This is a genomic window from Kribbella kalugense, assembly GCF_004365875.1.
GTDB classification, from domain to species: Bacteria; Actinomycetota; Actinomycetes; order Propionibacteriales; family Kribbellaceae; genus Kribbella; species Kribbella kalugense.
On record NZ_SODF01000002.1, the window covers coordinates 161652 to 180813 of the forward strand.

General features: G+C 67.9%; 20 protein-coding genes and 1 tRNA gene. 9 read left to right on the forward strand and 12 right to left on the reverse strand.

Annotated elements, in window-relative coordinates; all coding sequences use genetic code 11:
- Positions 1 to 5 precede the first annotated feature (5 nt).
- Together EV650_RS18340 and EV650_RS18345 are read right to left on the reverse strand one after the other, a co-directional pair.
- A complete protein-coding gene (locus EV650_RS18340) occupies positions 6 to 740 on the reverse strand; it encodes an IclR family transcriptional regulator (RefSeq protein WP_134120274.1) in 735 nt (244 codons plus the stop codon).
- Positions 737 to 1711 (reverse strand): sugar kinase, encoded by a 975-nt coding sequence (locus tag EV650_RS18345; protein ID WP_134120275.1) that lies wholly within the window; start codon positions 1709 to 1711, stop codon positions 737 to 739. The genes EV650_RS18340 and EV650_RS18345 overlap by 4 nt, the downstream gene beginning before the upstream one ends.
- A gap of 147 nt (positions 1712 to 1858) precedes the next feature.
- Between EV650_RS18345 and EV650_RS18350 the strand changes: the two genes are divergently transcribed.
- Genes EV650_RS18350 through EV650_RS18360 form a run of 3 tightly spaced genes read left to right on the forward strand, consistent with a single transcriptional unit; the run spans position 1859 to position 5399 of the window.
- Positions 1859 to 3160, forward strand: coding sequence for a type III PLP-dependent enzyme domain-containing protein (locus EV650_RS18350; protein WP_134120276.1), 1302 nt, complete (start codon positions 1859 to 1861; stop codon positions 3158 to 3160).
- 1 nt (position 3161) lies between these two features.
- Positions 3162 to 4754 carry an N-acyl-D-amino-acid deacylase family protein gene (locus tag EV650_RS18355; protein ID WP_134120277.1) on the forward strand — a complete coding sequence of 531 codons (1593 nt, stop codon included), beginning with the start codon at positions 3162 to 3164 and terminating at the stop codon, positions 4752 to 4754.
- 12 nt (positions 4755 to 4766) lie between these two features.
- Positions 4767 to 5399, forward strand: coding sequence for a bifunctional 4-hydroxy-2-oxoglutarate aldolase/2-dehydro-3-deoxy-phosphogluconate aldolase (locus EV650_RS18360; protein WP_134120278.1), 633 nt, complete (start codon positions 4767 to 4769; stop codon positions 5397 to 5399).
- On the opposite strand, the gene EV650_RS18365 is transcribed toward EV650_RS18360, so the two are convergent.
- The 3 genes from EV650_RS18365 to EV650_RS18375 are packed head-to-tail and all read right to left on the reverse strand — an operon-like array spanning position 5400 to position 8015.
- On the reverse strand, positions 5400 to 6092 hold the full coding sequence (locus tag EV650_RS18365; RefSeq protein ID WP_134120279.1) for a DUF4097 family beta strand repeat-containing protein: 693 nt from the start codon (positions 6090 to 6092) through the stop codon (positions 5400 to 5402). It lies immediately after the preceding gene.
- Positions 6092 to 6745 carry a response regulator transcription factor gene (locus tag EV650_RS18370; RefSeq protein ID WP_202874752.1) on the reverse strand — a complete coding sequence of 218 codons (654 nt, stop codon included), beginning with the start codon at positions 6743 to 6745 and terminating at the stop codon, positions 6092 to 6094. Before EV650_RS18370 ends, EV650_RS18365 begins: the two co-directional genes overlap by 1 nt.
- Positions 6738 to 8015 carry a sensor histidine kinase gene (locus tag EV650_RS18375; protein WP_134120280.1) on the reverse strand — a complete coding sequence of 426 codons (1278 nt, stop codon included), beginning with the start codon at positions 8013 to 8015 and terminating at the stop codon, positions 6738 to 6740. Before EV650_RS18375 ends, EV650_RS18370 begins: the two co-directional genes overlap by 8 nt.
- 166 nt (positions 8016 to 8181) lie before the next feature.
- On the opposite strand from EV650_RS18375, the gene EV650_RS18380 reads away from it, so the two are divergent.
- Positions 8182 to 8691, forward strand: a complete 510-nt coding sequence (locus tag EV650_RS18380) for a hypothetical protein (protein ID WP_134120281.1) — start codon at positions 8182 to 8184, stop codon at positions 8689 to 8691.
- On the opposite strand, the gene srmL is transcribed toward EV650_RS18380, so the two are convergent.
- Positions 8678 to 9799, reverse strand: coding sequence for a PheS-related mystery ligase SrmL (srmL, locus tag EV650_RS18385; protein WP_134120282.1), 1122 nt, complete (start codon positions 9797 to 9799; stop codon positions 8678 to 8680). The genes EV650_RS18380 and srmL overlap by 14 nt on opposite strands.
- Positions 9800 to 10025: 226 nt before the next feature.
- Here srmL and EV650_RS18390 point away from each other — a divergent pair, with 226 nt between their 5' ends.
- Positions 10026 to 11069: an alpha-hydroxy acid oxidase gene (locus EV650_RS18390; RefSeq protein WP_134120283.1), complete on the forward strand. Its 1044-nt coding sequence runs from the start codon at positions 10026 to 10028 to the stop codon at positions 11067 to 11069.
- A 63-nt stretch (positions 11070 to 11132) separates the two neighbouring features.
- Here the strand turns inward: EV650_RS18390 and rplA are convergent, their stop codons facing one another.
- From rplA to EV650_RS18415, 5 genes are all read right to left on the reverse strand, one after another.
- Positions 11133 to 11855 carry a 50S ribosomal protein L1 gene (gene rplA / locus EV650_RS18395; RefSeq protein ID WP_134120284.1) on the reverse strand — a complete coding sequence of 241 codons (723 nt, stop codon included), beginning with the start codon at positions 11853 to 11855 and terminating at the stop codon, positions 11133 to 11135.
- Between the two features lie 107 nt (positions 11856 to 11962).
- Positions 11963 to 12397 (reverse strand): 50S ribosomal protein L11, encoded by a 435-nt coding sequence (rplK, locus tag EV650_RS18400; RefSeq protein ID WP_134120285.1) that lies wholly within the window; start codon positions 12395 to 12397, stop codon positions 11963 to 11965.
- Positions 12398 to 12409: 12 nt separating this feature from the next.
- Positions 12410 to 13360: a transcription termination/antitermination protein NusG gene (gene nusG, locus EV650_RS41050; protein WP_439648814.1), complete on the reverse strand. Its 951-nt coding sequence runs from the start codon at positions 13358 to 13360 to the stop codon at positions 12410 to 12412.
- 313 nt (positions 13361 to 13673) lie between these two features.
- Positions 13674 to 13916 carry a preprotein translocase subunit SecE gene (gene secE / locus EV650_RS18410; protein ID WP_134120287.1) on the reverse strand — a complete coding sequence of 81 codons (243 nt, stop codon included), beginning with the start codon at positions 13914 to 13916 and terminating at the stop codon, positions 13674 to 13676.
- A 55-nt stretch (positions 13917 to 13971) separates the two neighbouring features.
- A tRNA-Trp gene (locus EV650_RS18415) sits at positions 13972 to 14044 on the reverse strand.
- Between the two features lie 275 nt (positions 14045 to 14319).
- Between EV650_RS18415 and EV650_RS18420 the strand changes: the two genes are divergently transcribed.
- The 4 genes from EV650_RS18420 (at position 14320) to EV650_RS18435 (ending at position 18593) form a co-directional block, all read left to right on the forward strand.
- Complete coding sequence (locus EV650_RS18420; protein ID WP_134120288.1) at positions 14320 to 15513, forward strand: pyridoxal phosphate-dependent aminotransferase; 1194 nt, start codon at positions 14320 to 14322, stop codon at positions 15511 to 15513.
- Positions 15514 to 15555: 42 nt separating this feature from the next.
- On the forward strand, positions 15556 to 16590 hold the full coding sequence (locus tag EV650_RS18425) for an adenosine deaminase (protein ID WP_134120289.1): 1035 nt from the start codon (positions 15556 to 15558) through the stop codon (positions 16588 to 16590).
- Entirely contained in the window at positions 16557 to 17159 is a 603-nt protein-coding gene (locus EV650_RS18430) for a histidine phosphatase family protein (RefSeq protein ID WP_134120290.1), read from the forward strand. The genes EV650_RS18425 and EV650_RS18430 overlap by 34 nt, the downstream gene beginning before the upstream one ends.
- Before the next feature lie 63 nt (positions 17160 to 17222).
- Positions 17223 to 18593: a TrpB-like pyridoxal phosphate-dependent enzyme gene (locus EV650_RS18435; RefSeq protein ID WP_134120291.1), complete on the forward strand. Its 1371-nt coding sequence runs from the start codon at positions 17223 to 17225 to the stop codon at positions 18591 to 18593.
- Here the strand turns inward: EV650_RS18435 and EV650_RS18440 are convergent.
- Positions 18590 to 19093, reverse strand: coding sequence for a hypothetical protein (locus EV650_RS18440; RefSeq protein ID WP_134120292.1), 504 nt, complete (start codon positions 19091 to 19093; stop codon positions 18590 to 18592). The two genes, EV650_RS18435 and EV650_RS18440, sit on opposite strands and share 4 nt — an antisense overlap.
- Positions 19094 to 19162 lie beyond the last annotated feature (69 nt).

Here is a 19162-nt window from a genome sequence, read left to right on the forward strand (position 1 = left end):
ACCTCTCAGTTGTAGTCGGCACTGATCGCTTGGGCGGTGGCGAGCAGATCGGGGAGCAGCTCTAGCACCTGCTCATAGTTCAGCAGTACGTCGGGAACCGACAGCGACACGGCCCCGACAACGCGACCCGTGCTGTCCTTGAGCGGCGCACCGATGCAGTTGATGAACGCCTCGTGCTCAGCCTTGTCCTGCGCCCAGCCACGCTCTTTCACTGCTTCCAGCTCGTCCCGCAGCCGGTCCGGGTCAGTAATCGTGTTCGGCGTGTACACGTGGTAGTCCAGCGACTGGATCAACGCCTCTCGCCGCCGCTTGGGTTGCGCGGCCAGCAGCACCTTCCCGACCGCAGTGCAGTGCAACGCCGCCGGTACGCCGATCTGCGAGTACATCCGTACCGAGCGCACACTATCGAGCTTGTCGACGTAGATGACCTCGTCGTTCTCCCACGCGGCCAGGTGAACGGTCTGGCCGGTCTTCTGGTTCAGCTCCCGCAGATGCGGCGCCGCAACTTCGCGTACGACGTGTTGCTCGCGAGCAACGTCCGCCAGTGCGAACAGTCGTGAGCCCAGCCGATAGCGGTGCGCGGAGTCCCGCCGTACGAACCGATCTGCCTCCATGGTGCGCAGCAGCCGCAGTACGGTCGTCTTGTGCACACCCAGCTCGGTCGCGAGCTGGTCCAGCGACCGCTCACCCTCACCGAGACTGCTGAGGATCTGCAGAGCACGTCCGAGGCTCTGACTCATGCGGGACCGAATTTCGTAGCGGCCCACTCCTCGTCGGTGCAGTTCAGCAGCCGCTCGCGCACCTCCGGCTTTGGCGGCGGCGCGTGGTCCTCGTGCGCCGTCAGTACAGCTGCTGCTGTGAGATGTCCCAGTCGGAGCCGCTGTGTCATCGGGAGCTCTTGCAACGTCGCCGCCAGGAATCCGGCAGCAAATGCATCCCCCGCGCCCACGGTCTCCACCACGTCTACTGTCAGCGCTGGGACCTCAGTGCGGCCGTCTGCGTCGAGCACCATCGCTGTGTGCGCGTCGTCCTTCACAACCAGCGTGGGCACGCCTAGGCGCTCATAGAGCTCCTCTGGGTTTCCCGTGCCAGCAAAGACCTCCGCCTCGTCCGCACCGATCAGCACGAGGTCGGCGGCTTTCAGCAACCGCCACAGCGGTTCCGGGTCTTTGTCTCGCCAGAGGGCCGGACGCCAGTTCAGGTCGACGCTCAGCAGGAACTCACGCGGCTCGGTCGCCAGTCGTTCCAGCATCTGCGCACTGCTCGCGGAGATCGCCGCTGTGATGCCCGTGGTGTGGACAAGGTCGGCTTCGTCGAGCCTCTGCTTGACGTCGGGCCGGTCCAGGAACTCGGGGTCCATCGCGGCGGCAGCCGAACCAGTCCGGTAGTAGTGCATCCGGGACCGGCCGTCCTCCGACTCCTTCACGTACAACGCAGTCGGCCGGACCGGATCCAGCTCGACACCCCCGACGTCGACGCCTCGCGCTTGCAAGTCCCGCAGTACGTGCTGCCCGAAGCCGTCGTCACCGAGCCGCGAGATCCAGCCGGTCGGCACACCCAGCGCGGCGAGCCCGCCGGCCACGTTGCACTCCGCTCCACCGACCGACCGCCGGAACGTTTCGACGTCCGCCAGCGGCCCTGATTCCCCGGCCAGCATGATCATCGCCTCGCCGATACAGACGGCGGCCGTCTCAGGGAGCGGTTCGGGCATCGGCACTCCCTGGCGGCGAGGTGATGGGATAGGCGAGGTGATGGGATAGACGTGCGTTGACGCGACTTTGGCCGCGATGCTACAACCGACGAGTCAGAATACGCAATGAGCGTTGCGTATTCTGCAACTCCAACCCCAGGGGATCAGATGCCTGCTTACGATGCCGACGCCGTCGCTGCTCTCGCCGATGAGCAGGTGAGCTGGCGGGACAAGGCGCTACCGCCCGCGTTCTGGGGCAGGACCGTGGCGGAGGTGCTGGCCGGCCGGCCGCGGCTCTCCCAGCTGCCCACCCCGCTGATGACGCTGTCCGCGCCGGGTCTGCGGCACAACGTGGACACGCTCGAGACCTGGTGCACGCGCCACGGCGTCGAGCTCGCACCGCACGGCAAGACCACGATGGCGCCCGCGCTGTGGGCGATGCAGCTCGACGCCGGCGCGTGGGCGATCACGCTGGCCAACGGCTTCCAGCTCGGCGTCGCCCGTGCGTACGGCGTACAACGGGTGCTGATCGCGAACGCGGTGATCTCCCCGCTGCAGCTGCGCTGGATCGCCGACGAGCTCGCGGCCGACCCGTCGTTCGAGGTGATGGTGTGGGCGGACTCGGTCCGCACCGTCGAGATCATGGAGGCGGCGCGGTCGGCGCACGTCGGCCCCGACGCGCGCCCGCTCGACGTGATGGTCGAGGTCGGCGGCATCGGCGGCCGGACCGGCGCCCGGGATGCCGACACCGCCGTGGCTGTCGGTCACGCGATCGCCGAGGCGTCGACGCTGCGGCTCGTCGGCGTGGCCGGATACGAGGGCGCGATCGGACACGGTGTCGACGAGGCCAACCTCGAGGAAGTCCGCACGTACCTGCGCGATCTGGCGACGGTCCATCACCGCCTAAGGACCGTTTATGACGCGGACGTCGTTCCGGTGGTGAGTGCGGGCGGAAGTCAGTACTTCGAGCAGGTCGCCAAGGTGCTCGCGTCCGAGGCAGGCGAGGGCGCCCGGGTCGTACTGCGGTCCGGCGCCTACATCACCCACGATGACGGGCTCTATCGCCGGGTGTCGCCGCTCGGCGAGAACCCCCGCACGGACGGCGAGCAGCTCGTCTCGGCCATGCACGGCTGGATGCGGATCACGTCCCAGCCCGAGCCCGGCCTGGCGATCTTCGACGGCGGCCGTCGGGACTTCCCGTTCGATCAGGACTATCCCGAGCCGCAGCTGATCCGGCCTCGGACCGAGGGCTCGCCGATTCTGCCGGCCACCGGGATGACGGTGACCAATCTGAACGACCAGCACGGCTACCTGACCTTCACCGACGTACCAGTCGTGATCGGCGACGAGCTCCGGGTCGGCCTGTCCCACCCCTGTACGGCGTTCGACAAATGGGGCCTGATCCCGGTCATCGATGACCCGGACGCGGCCGATCCCGTCGTCGTCGACCTGGTCCGGACGTTCTTCTGAGATGACCCAACTGCTGATCACAGGGGCGCTGGTCATCGACGGCTCCGGCTCCCCCGGGTACCACGCCGACGTCGCGGTCGACGCCGGCCGGATCGTAGCCATCGGCAACGACCTGCCGGCCGCGCACCGGACCATCGACGCCAATGGGCTGGTGCTGTCGCCCGGATTCATCGACATGCACTCGCACTCCGATCTGCAGATCCTGGTCAACCCGGATCACACCGCGAAGGTCAGCCAGGGCGTGACGCTGGAGGTGCTCGGCCAGGACGGGCTCTCGTTCGCCCCGATCGACGATCCGACCCGTGCCGCCGTACGTCGTCAGATCGCGGGCTGGAACGGTGAACCCGACGACTTCGACTTCACCTGGTCGACGGTCGCCGGGTACCTCGACCGTCTCGACCAGGGGATCGCCTGCAACGCGGCGTACCTGGTCCCGCAGGGAACGCTCCGGATGATGGTCGTCGGGACGTCCAACCGTCCGGCTTCCGCTTCGGAGCTCGCGCAGATGAAGGAGCTGCTCGCCGACGGCCTTCGCGAAGGCGCGGTTGGGATGAGCAGCGGCCTCACCTACACGCCGGGTATGTTCGCGAGCACCGACGAGCTCGTTGCGCTCTGCGAGGTCATCGCGCAGTACGGCGGGTACTACGCGCCGCACCAGCGCTCGTACGGCAAGGGCGCCCTCGAGGCGTACGCCGAGATGGTCGAGGTGGCACGTCGATCCGGGTGCGCGCTGCATCTGACGCACGCGGTGATGAACTTCGCGCCCAATGCGGGCCGCGGGACCGACCTGGTCGCGATGATCGACGCGGCGCTCGCATCGGGGGTCGATGTCACCACTGACACCTATCCTTATTTGCCTGGGGCAACCACTCTGGCGGCGATCCTGCCGAGCTGGACCGCCGAGGGCGGGGTGGACGCGTTGCTGTCGCGGCTCCGCGATCCGGCTGCGCGTTCGAAGATCACTTATGAACTGGAGCAGGTCGGCTCGGACGGCTGCCACGGCTGCATCGTCGAGTGGGACACGATCGAGATCGGCGGGGTCCGCAATCCCTCACTGTCCTCAGCCGTCGGCCAAACCGTCGCCGCGCTCGCTCGTCGCGACGGCCACTCGCCTTCTGACATCTTCTTCGATCTGCTGCTCCAGGACGATCTCGCCACGTCGATCCTGCAGCACGTCGGCCACGAGGAGAACGTCCGCGCGATCATGCGGCACCAGTCCCACACCGGTGGCTCCGACGGAATCCTGGTCGGCGGCAAACCACACCCCCGCTCGTGGGGTACGTTCCCGCGTTACCTCGCCCACTACGTCCGCGAACTCGGCGTCCTCGACCTCGCCGACTGCATCCACCACCTCACCGGCCGCCCCGCCCGCCGGCTCTGGCTTCCCGATCGAGGCCTCGTGCGGGAGGGCTACGTCGCCGACCTGGTCCTCTTCGACCCCGACACCGTCCGCGACACGGCCACCTTCCCCGAACCCCGCCAACAGGCGGCCGGCATCCCGTACGTCCTGGTCAACGGCACGCCCGTCATCGACGACTCCCATCGAACCGCAGCGCTGCCCGGCCGTTCCATCCGTCGCACCTCCATCAGCTGAGAGGAACCTGTTGTGAACACCTTGGAGCTACTCCGCGCCGATCGGGTGCTGACCGTCGTACGCGCCCCGGAGATCTCCGACGCCCGCGACCTCTGCGCCGCACTGGTTGCCGGCGGCATCCACGTCGTCGAGCTCACGTACACCACGCCTGACCTCCCCCGTCACCTGGAACGCGCCGCCTCCACGGCTTCCGAAACCGGTGCGGTAGTCGGTGCCGGAACCGTCCAGACCGCCGACCAGGCAACCCAGGCGATCAACGCCGGCGCCCAGTTCCTCGTCACCCCCGGTCAGGGACCCGAAGCCGCCGCCATCGCCGAAGCCGCCCACGCCGCTGACATCCCCGTCGTACTTGGGGCCTTCACGCCGTCCGAGGTGATGACCGCCTTGGCCCTCGGCTCCGCGGCAGTGAAGATCTTCCCGGCCCACCACCTAGGCCCGAAGTACTTCAAGGACCTCAACGGCCCGTTCCCAGGTGTCCCGCTGATCCCGTCCGGCGGAGTCAACGCCACCAACGCCCACGACTTCCTCGCCGCCGGCGCCCTGGCCGTCAGCGCCGGCACCGACGTCGTCTCCCCCGCGGACGTAGCCGCCGCCAACTGGTCCTCGATCACCACCAAGGCCAAGACCTTCTGCGCAGCCCTGTGACTACTGGACGGTGATGCTGCCGTAGCTGGTTCGTAGGTAGAGGCGGTTCGACGAGCTGGAGTCGTTGGGAATGTCGATCTGGGTCGAGCCTTGAGCCGCCAGGGCGTCGATCGCGTACGTCGTGGTACGTGGGACCTGCACCGTCAGAGAACCGCCGCTGGCGGTGGCGTTGACCTGGTCCGGGGCGCTGTCGAACAGCATGTCGACCGAGCCGTGCACGGCGTCCACCGAAACCCGCGAGCTCCGCACCCGGGTCAGCGTGATCGAACCGTCGTTGGCCTCCACGGTCAGCGGTGAGGCAACCCCGACCGCATCCATGGACGTCCCCTCGGCCTTGACCTGTACGGCGGACGTACCGGGCACCTCCACCGTCACCTCCACCTCGCAGTGCACATCGGGACACCCGGTCTCCACGTCGAGCACGCCACCGGCCGTCGCCACTTTCACGCTGGGCTGTGCGACGGCGTACGTCCCGTCGACCGTCACATGGACCTGCCCGTCCGAGCTCGCCAGCAGCTGCAGCGACACGTCCGACACCACCTTCACGCCCTTCGGTCCGGGCGCGTACGAGGCCGAGTAGCTGTACGGCAACCGTCCCCGGATCATCGACACCGTGAGGGCGGCTGCGGTGACGACGAGCACCAGCACCGGAACCAGTCCGATGATCAGCATCTTCCGCTGCGCGCTCGTCATCACGTGTCCAGGAACTTGAGGACAGCGAGCACGCGGCGGTGCTCACCGTCGGTCGGCGTGAGATTGAGCTTCAGGAAGATGTTGCTGATGTGCTTCTCCACGGCGCCCTCGCCTACGACCAGCGCCTGCGCGATACCGCCGTTCGACTTACCTTCCGCCATCGCCCGGAGAACTTCCTGTTCCCGCGGGCTCAGCACCGCCAGCGGATCCGCCCGTCGCGACCGCACCAGCAGCTGCGAGATCACCTCCGGGTCCAGCGCCGCGCCGCCGCCCGCGACCCGGCGCAGTCCGTCGATGAACTGATCCACGTCGGCGACCCGGTCCTTCAGCAGGTACCCGACACCGCCTGGGTTCCCACCGATCAGTTCACTCGCGTACCGCTCCTCGACGTACTGCGAGAGCACCAGTACGCCGACGTTCGCGTACTGCTCGCGGATCACCAACGCGGCCCGCAGGCCTTCGTCGGTGAAGGTCGGCGGCATTCGTACGTCGACCACGCACACGTCCGGACGATGCGCCTCGACAGCCTTCAGCAGTGCGTCGCCGTCGCCGACTGCCGCGACCACCGTGCAGTCCTGCTCCTCCAGCAGTCGCACGATGCCCTCACGCAGCAGCACCGAGTCCTCGGCGATCACCACCCGCGTCTCAGCCACAGGGAACCTCCGCGATCAGCGTGGTCCCGCCACCGGGCGGGCTGTCCACCGTGAGTCGTCCGTCCACACCGGCCACCCGGTCGGTCAGCCCCCGCAGCCCAGTGCCGCCGGCCGGGTCCGCACCGCCTTGCCCGTCGTCGCGCACCTCGACCCGCAGTACGTCGCCGACCCGTGTCACCTTCACCTCCGCTTGTGCCGCCTCCGCATGTTTGGCCACGTTGGCGAGCGCCTCCGTCACCACGAAGTACGCGATCGACTCGATCGTCAGCGACGGCCGAGGCTGTACGTCGACACTCAGCCGGACCGGTACCGGTGATCGGGCCGCGACCGCGGACAGGGCCGCGTCCAAACCGCGATCGGTCAACACCGGTGGGTGCAGTCCCCGAGTCAGATCGCGGATCTCGACGATGGCCTGCTTCGCCTCCTTGTGCGCCTCCTCGATCAACGCACGAACGCTAGGCTCCCTGTCCCCGAGCCGATTCTTTGCCAGCCCGAGAGTCATCGCCAGCGAGACCAGCCGCTGTTGGGCGCCGTCGTGCAGGTCGCGCTCCATCCGGCGCCGCTCGGCCTCCACCGAGTCGACCACCTGCTGCCGGCTCTCGACCAGTTGGGTGACGCGCTCGGCCAGCACGCCGGTCTCGGACGGGCCGAGCAGCATCCGCGCCAGCCAGCCGTCCGCCGCCGAGGCGGAGCGCATCATCAGCGGTGAGACCAGCAGCAGGAAGACGGCCGCGATCGCGGCCACCACCGATGCCTTCGTGACGGTGTCGATCGTGAACGGCCCCAGCTGTGACTGCGACGCGGCGAACTGTGAGTAGTAGGCCGGCAAGGCGATCAGCACCGGCGGGATCGACCAGGCGACCACGATCGCGATGATCCACACGATTGCCAGCGGCAACAGCACGGCGTAGTACGTGAGCTGCCGCCACAGCCCTGGATCGCCCAGCGCGGCGAGCGCGTCGTCGGTGCGCGAGCCGGTCGGCGGCGGTGGCATCAGCGGCGGCACTTCCTGCCCACGGGTGATCCGCGCCCTGGCCCGCTCCCAACCGGCGATCGCATAGACCAGATGGTTCGCACCCTTGCTGAGTGGGATCCCGATCGCGGCAAGCGGAAAGCCCAGCAGGACCACGGTGGTCGCGCACAGCACCAGCAGGCCGGACGTGAGCACGACCACGGAGTCACCGAAAATGTGGATCGTTGCCAACCACAAGTACGGTGAGCGCCACAGCCGCCACGGCGCCCGGGGAACCGGACTCGCCGCAACCGTCATCCGGACCACCTCCCCGTGTCAGCGCCTGCTTGCCGTCACAACTTACGTCGTCCGAGCGGCCGCCCGGCATGGGGACATCCCACGGAACTGACCGGGGGTTATCCCCACCCCTGTTCGTGGGCTGGCCGGACTGTGCGGGACGGCCACCGCCGGGATGCTCGAAGCCATGACGACAACACTCGGCAGCAGGCCCTCCGACACCCTGGACGGGACGCTCGGCGACGCGATCGACGACCGCGTGGCCGATGCGCTCGAGGACTACATCACCGAAGGCCGCCTGGACGGCAGGATCCGCCCACGCCGCTCCCCCGGCGGTCTGGCCGCGCTGGTCGCCGCCGGGGTCGCGGCCGTGCTGCTTCCTTGGTGCCTGATCCTCGCGGCCACGCTGCCGAGCACCTACCAGGCGGACAACTGGAAGCTCACCTGGATCGGGCTCGACTGCGGGACCGCGCTCGCCGCCGGCCTGACGGCGTACCTGCTGCACAAACGCAACAGGCACGCCGTTCTGACCGCGATGGCCGCCGGGACGCTGCTGATCGCCGACGCCTGGTTCGACGTCAGCACGTCGGCGGCCGGCTTCGATCGCACGCTCTCGCTGACCGAGGCTCTGCTGCTGGAGCTGCCCCTGGCCGTGTGCGCCTTCGTGGTCGCGGCCCGTGAGCTCAGGAGGCAATGAGTTCCATGACAGGACCTTCGTGCAGAGCCCGATACACCTTGTCTCGCAGGGCGTTGGCCTCTATGTCCGTGAGCGTGCGGTCCACCGGCCTGAGGACCAGCCTGACCAGGAGATTCCGTTGACCTGGCGTCAGCTGAAGGCGTTCGCGGGCAGCCGTCGGCAAGTCGTCGTACGACGTTTCGTCCAGCACCTCCAGCGACTCCGCGGCATCCGCGTCCGGACCGAGCGCGGCCCGGACCTTGTCACCGAGGACCTCCGCCGACACATCGGCCGACGCGCCGACCACGACGGACAGGTCGCGACGTACGGGTGGCATGGACGAGACCGACTTGTACGGCGAGAGATCCAGCATCTGGCTGGCCACCCGTGGGTCCGTCGATCTCAGCAGGCGAATGTCCCGGATCCCCTTCCGGAGCATCAGAAGGCGGTCGAGACCAGGCCCCATCGCGAGTCCGGTCCAGCTCTCGTCCAGGCCGGCCAGGCGGAGGACGTGCGGCGCCGCGACACCGCACTCACCGATCTCGATCCACTGATCGTCCAGCAGGACGTCGATCTGGCGGCCGTGGATCGTGTACGGGTGGACCGCCGGCACAGTGCGGTAGGTCTGGCCGGGGAGGACCGTGTCGACCAGGCGGGCGATCATGTCCTCCAGCTCCGGCTCCCCCAACGTGACGTTGCGGCTGATCCGCCACAGATCAAGCTGATGCGGGGTTCCGGTGTGCTGCCAGTCGACGGAGTCCCGGCGGTAACAGATGCCGGCACAGACCATCAGCACATCGGACGCGTCCGACTTCGCGAGCTCACGAAGCGCGGGCGGGACCATCGCCGACGTGTGACTTCGGAGTACCTCGCCCTCCGACACGTAGCGCGTGTAGCGCGCCTCCCGGGTCACGGCGTCGGTCGCGTAGCCGAGGTTGTCGTAGTTGTCGGCCAGCGGTACGACGGGATGGTCGCGACGGGTCCAGATCTCGGTGTACGGCCAGGCCGCGCCGAGCGACGTACGGACCGAGTCGACGATGAGCTGGACGGCATGTGGTCCCTGGGCCGGATCGGTGAGGTCGCGGAGCGCCAGAGCAGCGTGCAGTTCTTCAGCAGTGAGTACAGACATGGGTTTCTCTCCAGGATGACGGTCTCGACAGGGGTCCACCCCGGTCGGCCGCGGTCACCTCAGGAGAGAGCGCAGCAGCAGCTCACCCCGTCGGCACCGATGTGCCGGCCGGGGCGCAGAAATCGCCGCCCGTACTGCGTCATGCCCTCAACTCTACAGTCCGCCCACCAGCTCCGCCGCGAAATTCCACCCGACAGCAGCGGAGACGGATGCGACGATGGGCCGCATGCGATGGATCGACACTCTGGAAGCGGCGGCCGCCGAAAAGCTACCGGAGGCCGTGTACCGGTACTTCCGGCAAGGCTCGGCCGGCGGGGTCAGCGTCGGCGAGGCGACCGCGGCCTGGTCGGCGTACCGCTTCCGTCCCCGCGTGCTGAACGACGTCTCCACGATCGATCTCAGCACGACGGTGCTCGGCGTACCCGTCGATTCGCCGATCCTGGTCGCACCGTCGACGCTGCACCGGATGGCCGATCCGGACGGCGAGATCGCGATGGCGCGCGGCGTCGGCGCGGCGAGGTCCGCACTCGGGGTCTCCAGCAACGCCGGTACGACGTTCGCCGAGCTCGGTGCGACCGGTGTTCCGTGGTGGCTGCAGATCTACGTCGTCCGGAACCGGGAGATCACCCGCCGGATGCTCGACGCCGCGGTCGAAGGTGGAGCGCGTGCGGTGGTGCTCACCGTCGACACTCCGGTGGTCGGTCGGAAGGAAGACGACGGCGACACGGTCTGGGGTCTGGTGAAGCCCGGACAGCTACTGGCCAACCTGCCCGACGGCGACTGGACCGACGACGACCTCGCGAAGGCCGACGACCTGAATCCCGACGTGATCGGCTGGCTTGCCGAGCGCACCGGCCTGCCAGTAGTGGTGAAGGGCGTCCTGCGCGGCGACGACGCCAAGCGCTGCGCGGACGCGGGCGCCGCCGGCATCATCGTGTCGAACCACGGCGGCCGTCAGCTCGACGGCTCGATTCCGACCGCTCAGGCCCTGCCCGAGGTCGCGGAAGCCGTGGCCGGGACCGGCCTCGAGGTGTACGTCGACGGCGGCATCCGCCGCGGCGAACACATCCTCACCGCCTTGGCCCTCGGCGCCCGGGCAGTCTTCGTCGGCCGGCCGGCGCTGTGGGCCCTGACCGTTGGCTCGTCGGCCGGCGTCGCCCGGCTCCTCACCGACCTCAGCGCGGAGCTCGACCACAGCATGCGACTGATCGGACATTCGACCCCGTCCTCGCTGACCCCCGACCTCGTCACCACGCCTCACCTCAACTGACGCCACAAAAGCAGATCCCCCGGGAAGACCCGGGGGATTCTGATGATGCTGAAGAGCTGAGGATCAGACCTCGGCAGCCTCTTCGGCCAGGTTGCGGCTCAGGTTGGGGTCAACCTGAACGCCCGGACCCATCGTGGTCGAGATGACCGTCTTCTTGATGTAGCGGCCCTTGGAGCTGGCCGGCTTCAGCCGGAGGATCTCGTCGAGCGCGGCGCTGTAGTTCTCCACCAGCTGGGCGTCGTCGAACGATGCCTTGCCGATGATGAAGTGCAGGTTCGCGTGCCGGTCGACCCGGAACTCGATCTTGCCGCCCTTGATGTCGGTGACGGCCTTGGTGACGTCCGGGGTAACTGTGCCCGTCTTCGGGTTCGGCATCAGACCACGCGGGCCGAGGACGCGACCGAGGCGGCCGACCTTGCCCATCAGGTCAGGGGTGGCGACGACGGCGTCGAAGTCGAGCCAGCCGTCGGTCACCTTCTTGATCATGTCGTCGTCGCCGACGAAGTCGGCGCCGGCGGCCCTAGCGGCCTCGGCCTTGTCACCGGTGGCGAAGACGAGGACCCGTGCCGTCTTGCCAGTACCGTGCGGAAGGTTGACGGTGCCGCGCACCATCTGGTCGGCCTTGCGAGGGTCGACCCCGAGACGCATTGCGACGTCGAGCGTCGAGTTGAACTTCTTGCTACCGGCGGCCTCCTTGGCCAGCCGGATCGCCTCGACCGGCGTGTACAGGTGATCGAAGTCGATCTTCTCCGCCGCCGCGCGGTAAGCCTTGCTGCGCTGTGCCATTTCTTTGTCTCCTTGTGCGAACGGTGCTCGTCGTTCGCGTGTTGTGGTGATCGGGCGAGGTGCGCCCTGCCACTCCTGCTGGTCCGCCAACGGCGGACCGGGTGACGTTACTTGTCGACGACGACGCCCATCGAGCGGGCGGTGCCCTCGATGATCTTCATCGCGGCGTCGATGTCACGGGCGTTCAGGTCCGGCATCTTGGTGGTGGCGATCTCGCGCACCTGGTCGCGGGTGATCTTGCCGACCTTGTCCCGCTGCGGGACGGCCGACCCCTTCTGCAGACCGGCGGCCTTCTTGATCATCTCGGGCGCCGGCGGCGTCTTGGTGACGAACGTGAAGGAACGGTCTTCGTAGATCGTGATCTCGACCGGTACGACGTTTCCGCGCATGGATTCCGTCTGGGCGTTGTACGCCTTGCAGAACTCCATGATGTTGACGCCGTGCGGACCGAGCGCGGTACCGACCGGCGGTGCCGGCGTCGCGGCACCGGCCTGGAGCTGCACCTTGACCAGGGCAGCGATCTTCTTACTCTTGGGAGGCATTCTGTCGGGTCCTTAGACTTTCTGGATCTGGTTGAAGCTGAGTTCCACCGGGGTCTCCCGGCCGAAGATCTCCACCAGGGCCTTGATCCGCTGGGCCTCGGCATTGATCTCCGTGACTGTGGCGTGCAGGGTCGCGAACGGCCCGTCGACCACCATGACCGAGTCGCCGACACCGAAGTCGGCGACCTCGACCTTCTTCTTGGCCGCGGTCTTGGCGGGTGCGGCACCGGCTTCGGCTGCCGCCGCTTCGGCCGCCGCCACGACGGCCGGAGCGAGCATCTTCTCAACCTCTTCGAGGCTGAGCGGGACCGGCTTCTGGCTGTTCCCGACGAAGCCGGTCACCGACGGCGTGTGCCGCACGGTCGACCAGGACTCGTCGGTCAGGTCCATCCGGACCAGCACGTAGCCGGGGAGCACGGTGCGCTTGACCATCCGGCGCTGACCGTTCTTGATCTCGGCGACCTCTTCGGTCGGCACGATGATCTCGAAGATGTAGTCCTCCATGTTCAGGGAGTTGATCCGGTTCTCAAGGTTGCCCTTGACCCGGTTCTCCATCCCTGAGTACGTGTGCACCACGTACCAGTCACCGATCTGCGAACGCAGCCGGTCGCGCAGCTCCTCGACCGGGTCGCCCGGCTCCTCGGGCTGAGCCTCCGCGGCGTCCTCGTCGTCAGCCTCAGCAGCACCGGCGGCCGCGGCGAGCGCGTCCACGTCGGCGTCGTCATCGGCCTCGTCATCGGCCGCGTCAGCCTCGGCGTCGCCGCTGGAGAAGACCAGCTCGTCGGCCGGGGCAGGCTGCTCGGCGGTCGTCAGCGGCGCGGTCTCGGCGGTCTCCTCGGCCAGCTCCTCGGTGGCGTCCTCGACGTCCTCCTCGGTCACCACCTCGGCGTCCTCGGCCTCGTCGGTCGCGGCAACCACGGCGACGGGCTCGTCGTCGGACGTGTCAGCGTCCGCCGGCGGCACCTCCGCCTCGTCGTCAGCGGAGTACTCGTCATCGGTCACGTCATCGCCGTCCTCGTCGTCGTCATCCTCGTCGAGGCCCGCGAACGGGTCGTCGTCGCCGTCACCATTACCGAACAGGTCGTCGTCATCGGCGGTGGCGTTCTCGTCGAAGTCGAGATCGAGCTCGGCGTCGGATACGTCGAACTCGTCCTCGTGGTCGAGGACCTCGTCGTCGCGCTCGGACACGTCGTACTCCGTCATCTGTAAATCGGGGTCTTGTCTCTTCGGGTCGGGCCGGGAGCCCGGGACCTACGGTTGGCTCGTTCGGTGGGCCTCAGCCGAAGACCTTGAACATCGCCCAGCCGAAGGCGAGGTCGAGGACCGAGACGATCGCGATGACGAACACCACGAAGGTCAGCACGACCACGAAGTACGTCGAGAGCTGCTTACGGGTCGGCCAGACGACCTTGCGGAGCTCGGCGACCACCTCGCGGTAGAACCGCACCAGGCCACGGCGCTGCTTGCCTTCAGCAGGCTTGCCGGCGCCGGACGGTGCCGGGGTGCGCGTCTCCGTCACGACCTACCTCTTTCGCTAGCGGCGGCCTGACCGGCCCTGCGCCGGTCAGGAGTTGCAGGGCACGAGGGACTTGAACCCCCAACCTTCGGTTTTGGAGACCGATGCTCTGCCAGTTGAGCTAGTGCCCTCTGCAATCCATCCGGACGCCGCGTCGGACCTGATCTCAGGCATGCCGGATCAGGGCCACCAACGCCCGGACTAGAAGAGTGTACGGGGTCAGAGCCACCGGGTCGAACTCAGCCTCTCGGCGTCCTCCGACCTGGTCCTACCCGCACGACCCCTATTCCAGGCGCCGCACCGCGGTCAGAACCTTACTGCCTCCAGCAGGCCCAACGGACCACACCCCCTGCTCGTTCCCCGATACTCCCGAGCCCGGTACGGCGGTTGGTGCCAGGATGGATCCATGGGTTCCAGGATCTCGGCGCGGATCGGCGCCATCAGTGAATCGGCGACGCTGGCGGTCGACGCCAAGGCGAAGGCACTCAAGGCGGCCGGGCGCCCGGTGATCGGGTTCGGCGCGGGCGAGCCGGACTTCCCGACACCGGACTACATCGTCGAGGCAGCGGTCGTGGCCGCCCGGGACCCCAAGAACCACCGGTACAGCCCGGCCGGCGGTCTGCCGGAGCTGAAGCAGGCGATCGCCGACAAGACCAAGCGCGACTCCGGCTACGAGGTCGAGGCGGCCCAGGTCCTGGTCACGAACGGCGGCAAGCACGCGGTGTACAACGCGTTCGCGACGCTCCTCGACCCCGGTGATGAGGTCCTGCTGCCGGCGCCGTACTGGACGACCTACCCGGAGACGATCCGGCTGGCGGGCGGCGTACCGGTCGAGGTGTTCGCCGACGAGTCGCAGAACTACTCCGTCACCGTCGAGCAGCTCGAGGCAACCCGGACCCCGCGAACCAAGGCTCTCCTGTTCTGTTCACCGTCGAACCCGACCGGTGCGGTCGACAGCCCGGAGGCGGTCGAGGCGATCGCTCGCTGGGCCCTTGAGCACGACCTTTGGGTGATCACCGACGAGATCTACGAGCACCTGACGTACGGCGACGCGAAGCCGACGTCGATCCCGGTCGTCGTACCGGAGCTGGCCGATAAGACCATCGTGCTGAACGGGGTCGCCAAGACGTATGCCATGACCGGCTGGCGGGTGGGCTGGTTGATCGGCCCGAAGGATGTGGTCAAGGCCGCGACGAATCTGCAGTCGCACCAGACCTCGAACGTCTGCAACGTTGCCCAGCGGGCAGCGCTCGCGGCGGTCTCCGGCGACCTGACCGCGGTCGACGAGATGAAGAAGGCGTTCGACCGGCGTCGGCGGACCATGGTCCGGATGCTCAACGAGATCCCCGGCGTCGAATGCCCGGAGCCGACCGGGGCGTTCTACGCGTACCCCTCGGTCAAGGGCGTCCTCGGCAGGGAGATCAACGGGCGGACCCCGGCGACGTCAGCCGAGCTGGCCGACCTGATCCTCGACGAGGTCGAGGTGGCGGTCGTGCCGGGCGAGGCGTTCGGCGCCCCTGGATACCTGCGGCTCTCCTATGCACTCGGCGACGAGGACCTGGCCGAGGGTCTCGGCCGGATCGCCAAGCTGCTGAGCTGAGCCGATTTCTCTCCTAGTGCGCCGCATCGGTAACCTTCGGTAATGACGCAGCGGGATCTGCGGGTGCTGCCGAAAACACACCTGCATCTGCACTTCTCCGGGTCGATGCGGCATCTGACGCTGGTCGAGCTGGCCGACAAGCACGGGGTCCGGCTGCCTGACGCGTTGCGGACCGATTGGCCGCCCGAGCTGTCGGCGGCGGACGAGCGTGGCTGGTTCCGGTTCCAGCGGTTGTACGACATCGCGCGGTCGGTGCTGCGCACGGAGGACGACGTACGGCGTCTGGTCCGCGAAGCAGCCGAGGACGACCGGGCCGACGGGTCGCGCTGGCTGGAGATCCAGGTAGATCCATCCGGGTATGCGAACCGGTTCCACGGGATCACTGAGTTCACGGATCTAGTACTGGATGCCGCGCGGGACGCGTCGGCGTCGACTGGGATCTCCGTCCAGGTGATCATCGCGGCCAACCGGACCCGGCATCCGCTCGACGCTCGCACGCTGGCTCGACTGGCGTCGCAGTACGTCGGACGCGGAGTGGTCGGGTTCGGCCTGTCGAACGATGAGCGCCGGGGTACGACGTCGGAGTTCGCGCCGGCCTTCCGGATCGCTCGTCACGCCGGCCTGCTCGCCGCACCTCACGGTGGTGAGCTGTGCGGCCCGGCAACCGTGCGTACCTGCCTGGACGAGCTTGGTGCTGGCCGGATCGGTCATGGCGTGCGGTCCGTCGAGGACCCTGATGTGTTGAAACGCGTGGTCGACGCCCAGATCGCACTGGAGGTCTGTCCGGCGTCCAACGTCTCGCTCGGCGTCTACCGCAGCGCCGAGGACGTGCCCCTCCGCCAGCTCTACGAAGCCGGCGCCCGCATCGCCCTCGGCGCCGACGACCCCCTCCTGTTCGGCTCCAGACTCGCCGAACAGTACGAAACCGCCCGCACCGTCCACGCCTTCACCGACCCCGAACTAGCCGACCTCGCCCGCGGCTCAGTCCTAGCCTCCACCGCCCCACCCGAAGTCCAAACCTCCCTCCTAACCGAGATCGACCAATGGCTAACCACCCCAGCGGTCGTCCCAGCCTGACCATCTATCTCGCACGCCACGGCCAAACGGAGTGGAACGTCACCGGCCGCCGTCAAGGCGGCCTGGACTCCCCGCTCACCCCGCTCGGCTTGCAACAAGCAGCCCGGAACGCCGAGCTGCTGTCTGCAGAAGGCATCGATGCTGTGTTCGCGAGCCCACTGGGCCGGGCGCATGAGACCGCCTCGATCATCGGCTCCACGCTCGGGCTGACTGTCCAGGTGCTCGACGATCTGGCTGAGATCGATCACGGGTTGTGGTCAGGGCTTGGGTCGGCTGAGATCGACGCCGGTTGGCCGGGGCAGCGTGCAGTTCGGGAGCGGGACAAGTACGCCTTTCGGTTTCCCGATGGCGAGAGCTATGCGGATGGCGCCGTACGCGCCGGTCGGGCACTGGCCGAGGTTGCGAGGACCGACGTACGGCGACCGGTGCTGGTGTCGCACGAGATGATCGGGCGGATGCTGCTTCGGCAACTCGGCGTACCGGATGCGCTTGAATCGCGGCAGCCGTCCGACGTGGTCTATCGCGTGCGGACGGGCGGCCTGGCTGAAGGGCTGACGAGGTCCGGATAAGTGCTGGTTGAGTTCCGGTGCGGGTCATTGCCGGGGCGTTAGGGCGGGCCTAACTTTGCTGGCATGACGCCGACGAAGATCCTGTTGCCAGAGGACGAGCTGCCGACCCGTTGGTACAACGTGCTGCACGATCTGCCCACACCACCGCCACCGGTCCTGCATCCGGGGACGGGGCAACCGATCGGGCCGGACGATCTGGCGCCGCTGTTCCCGATGGACCTGATCATGCAAGAGGTTTCGCAGGAGCAGTACGTCGACATTCCCGGCGAGGTGCTCGACGTCTACCGGTTGTGGCGGCCGAGTCCGCTGTACCGGGCGCATCGGTTGGAGAAGGCGCTCGATACGCCGGCGCGGATCTACTACAAATACGAAGGCGTCTCGCCGGCGGGATCACACAAGCCGAACACCGCGGTCCCACAGGCGTACTACAACGCGAAGTCCGGCGTACGGAAGCTCACCACCGAGACCGGCGCCGGACAGTGGGGGACGGCGTTGGCGTTTGCTTGCGCGCAGTTCGGCTTGGACTGCGAGGTCTGGCAGGTGCGGGCGTCGTACGACCAGAAGCCGTACCGGCGGACGATGATGGAGGTCTTCGGCGCGACCGTCCATCCGAGCCCGTCGGACCTGACTGCGGCCGGGCGGAAGATCCTTGCCGAGCACCCGGATTCGACCGGCTCACTCGGGATCGCGATCAGCGAGGCGGTCGAGGCAGCCGTGCAGGATCCCGAGGTGCACTACGCGCTGGGCTCGGTGCTCAACCACGTGCTGCTGCACCAGACGATTATCGGCGAGGAAGCGCTGATCCAGCTCGCAATGGTTGGCGAGACCCCCGATCTCCTCGTCGGCTGCACGGGCGGCGGGTCGAACTTCGGCGGCCTGGCGTTCCCGTTCCTACGGGAGAAGTGGGCCGGACGGATGTCGCCGGTCATCCGCGCAGTCGAGCCGGAGGCGTGCCCGTCGCTGACCCAGGGCACGTACGCGTACGACTTCGGCGACACACTCGGTATGACGCCGTTGATGAAGATGCACACCCTCGGCCACGACTTCATTCCTGACCCGATCCACGCCGGCGGCCTGCGGTACCACGGCATGAGCCCGCTGATCAGCCACCTCTACGAAACCGGCGAGCTCGAGGCCGTCGCCAAACCCCAGTCCGAGTGCTTCGCCGCCGGCATCCAGTTCGCCCGTACCGAGGGGATCGTCCCCGCCCCTGAGCCCACTCACGCCCTGGCCGCCGCCATCGAGGAAGCCCAACGATGCAAGGAGTCCGGCGAGGAGAAGGTCATCCTCACCGCCCTCTGCGGTCACGGTCATCTCGACCTCGCGGCATACGACGCCTACCTCAGCGGCACCATGACCGACCGTTCCTGGGACGACGCCGACATCCAATCGGCCGTCGCCGACGCCCTGACCCGTCTGCCCGCCCTTGGCTAGCCGCCGCCGCGTTTCCACCAGGGCTTGGGCCGCTTGGCGACCGCGGTAAGCCAGTCAGGCGGAATGGACCAACCGCGGGAGCTCAGCGCTTCGAAGTAGTCGGCCTTCAGACTGTCCGGCAGCCAGTACGTCGCCTTGTGCGGCCCGGACGCCTCGAAGTACGTCGTCCGTTGGCGGCGGCTCCAGACCGTGGCTTGGCTGGAGCTGTACGCGAGCCGCACGTAATCCCATCGCGCCTGCTCATCGTCCATGTCGAACCCGCGCTCAGGCACACGAGCCGCTCCGCGAGGCTGCTGCTCGAGCTCCTCGATCAGCTCCTGCACAACAGCCCGGTCATCAGTCATGCCATCAGGCAACTGCAACCCGATCGGGTCCAGCACCACCGGCCCCAGCCGCGGCCGAGCCACCTCAAGAAACACCTCGAGCAGCGCAAACCCTTCCTCAGCCCGCCCAAACCGATCCAACTCACCACGCAACGTCGTAACGGCTTCCTCAGACACCCACCAACCCTATCCACCGAACGGTTTCGGGGTTCGGGCAGTGGAGGGGCTGCCCCTATCTGCCCCGGG

What these genes read in the sequence shown, in the direction of transcription:
- EV650_RS18390 (WP_134120283.1), top strand. Translation starts at nt 10,026, where the DNA reads ATGCGATGGATCGACACTCTGGAAGCGGCGGCCGCCGAAAAGCTACCG.
- rplA (WP_134120284.1), bottom strand. Translation starts at nt 11,855, where the DNA reads ATGGCACAGCGCAGCAAGGCTTACCGCGCGGCGGCGGAGAAGATCGAC.
- srmL (WP_134120282.1), bottom strand. Translation starts at nt 9,799, where the DNA reads ATGTCTGTACTCACTGCTGAAGAACTGCACGCTGCTCTGGCGCTCCGC.
- EV650_RS18430 (WP_134120290.1), top strand. Translation starts at nt 16,557, where the DNA reads ATGGCTAACCACCCCAGCGGTCGTCCCAGCCTGACCATCTATCTCGCA.
- EV650_RS18340 (WP_134120274.1), bottom strand. Translation starts at nt 740, where the DNA reads ATGAGTCAGAGCCTCGGACGTGCTCTGCAGATCCTCAGCAGTCTCGGT.
- EV650_RS18365 (WP_134120279.1), bottom strand. Translation starts at nt 6,092, where the DNA reads ATGACGAGCGCGCAGCGGAAGATGCTGATCATCGGACTGGTTCCGGTG.
- EV650_RS18425 (WP_134120289.1), top strand. Translation starts at nt 15,556, where the DNA reads ATGACGCAGCGGGATCTGCGGGTGCTGCCGAAAACACACCTGCATCTG.
- EV650_RS18380 (WP_134120281.1), top strand. Translation starts at nt 8,182, where the DNA reads ATGACGACAACACTCGGCAGCAGGCCCTCCGACACCCTGGACGGGACG.
- EV650_RS18350 (WP_134120276.1), top strand. Translation starts at nt 1,859, where the DNA reads ATGCCTGCTTACGATGCCGACGCCGTCGCTGCTCTCGCCGATGAGCAG.
- EV650_RS18355 (WP_134120277.1), top strand. Translation starts at nt 3,162, where the DNA reads ATGACCCAACTGCTGATCACAGGGGCGCTGGTCATCGACGGCTCCGGC.
- EV650_RS18435 (WP_134120291.1), top strand. Translation starts at nt 17,223, where the DNA reads ATGACGCCGACGAAGATCCTGTTGCCAGAGGACGAGCTGCCGACCCGT.
- EV650_RS18375 (WP_134120280.1), bottom strand. Translation starts at nt 8,015, where the DNA reads ATGACGGTTGCGGCGAGTCCGGTTCCCCGGGCGCCGTGGCGGCTGTGG.
- EV650_RS18345 (WP_134120275.1), bottom strand. Translation starts at nt 1,711, where the DNA reads ATGCCCGAACCGCTCCCTGAGACGGCCGCCGTCTGTATCGGCGAGGCG.
- rplK (WP_134120285.1), bottom strand. Translation starts at nt 12,397, where the DNA reads ATGCCTCCCAAGAGTAAGAAGATCGCTGCCCTGGTCAAGGTGCAGCTC.
- EV650_RS18420 (WP_134120288.1), top strand. Translation starts at nt 14,320, where the DNA reads ATGGGTTCCAGGATCTCGGCGCGGATCGGCGCCATCAGTGAATCGGCG.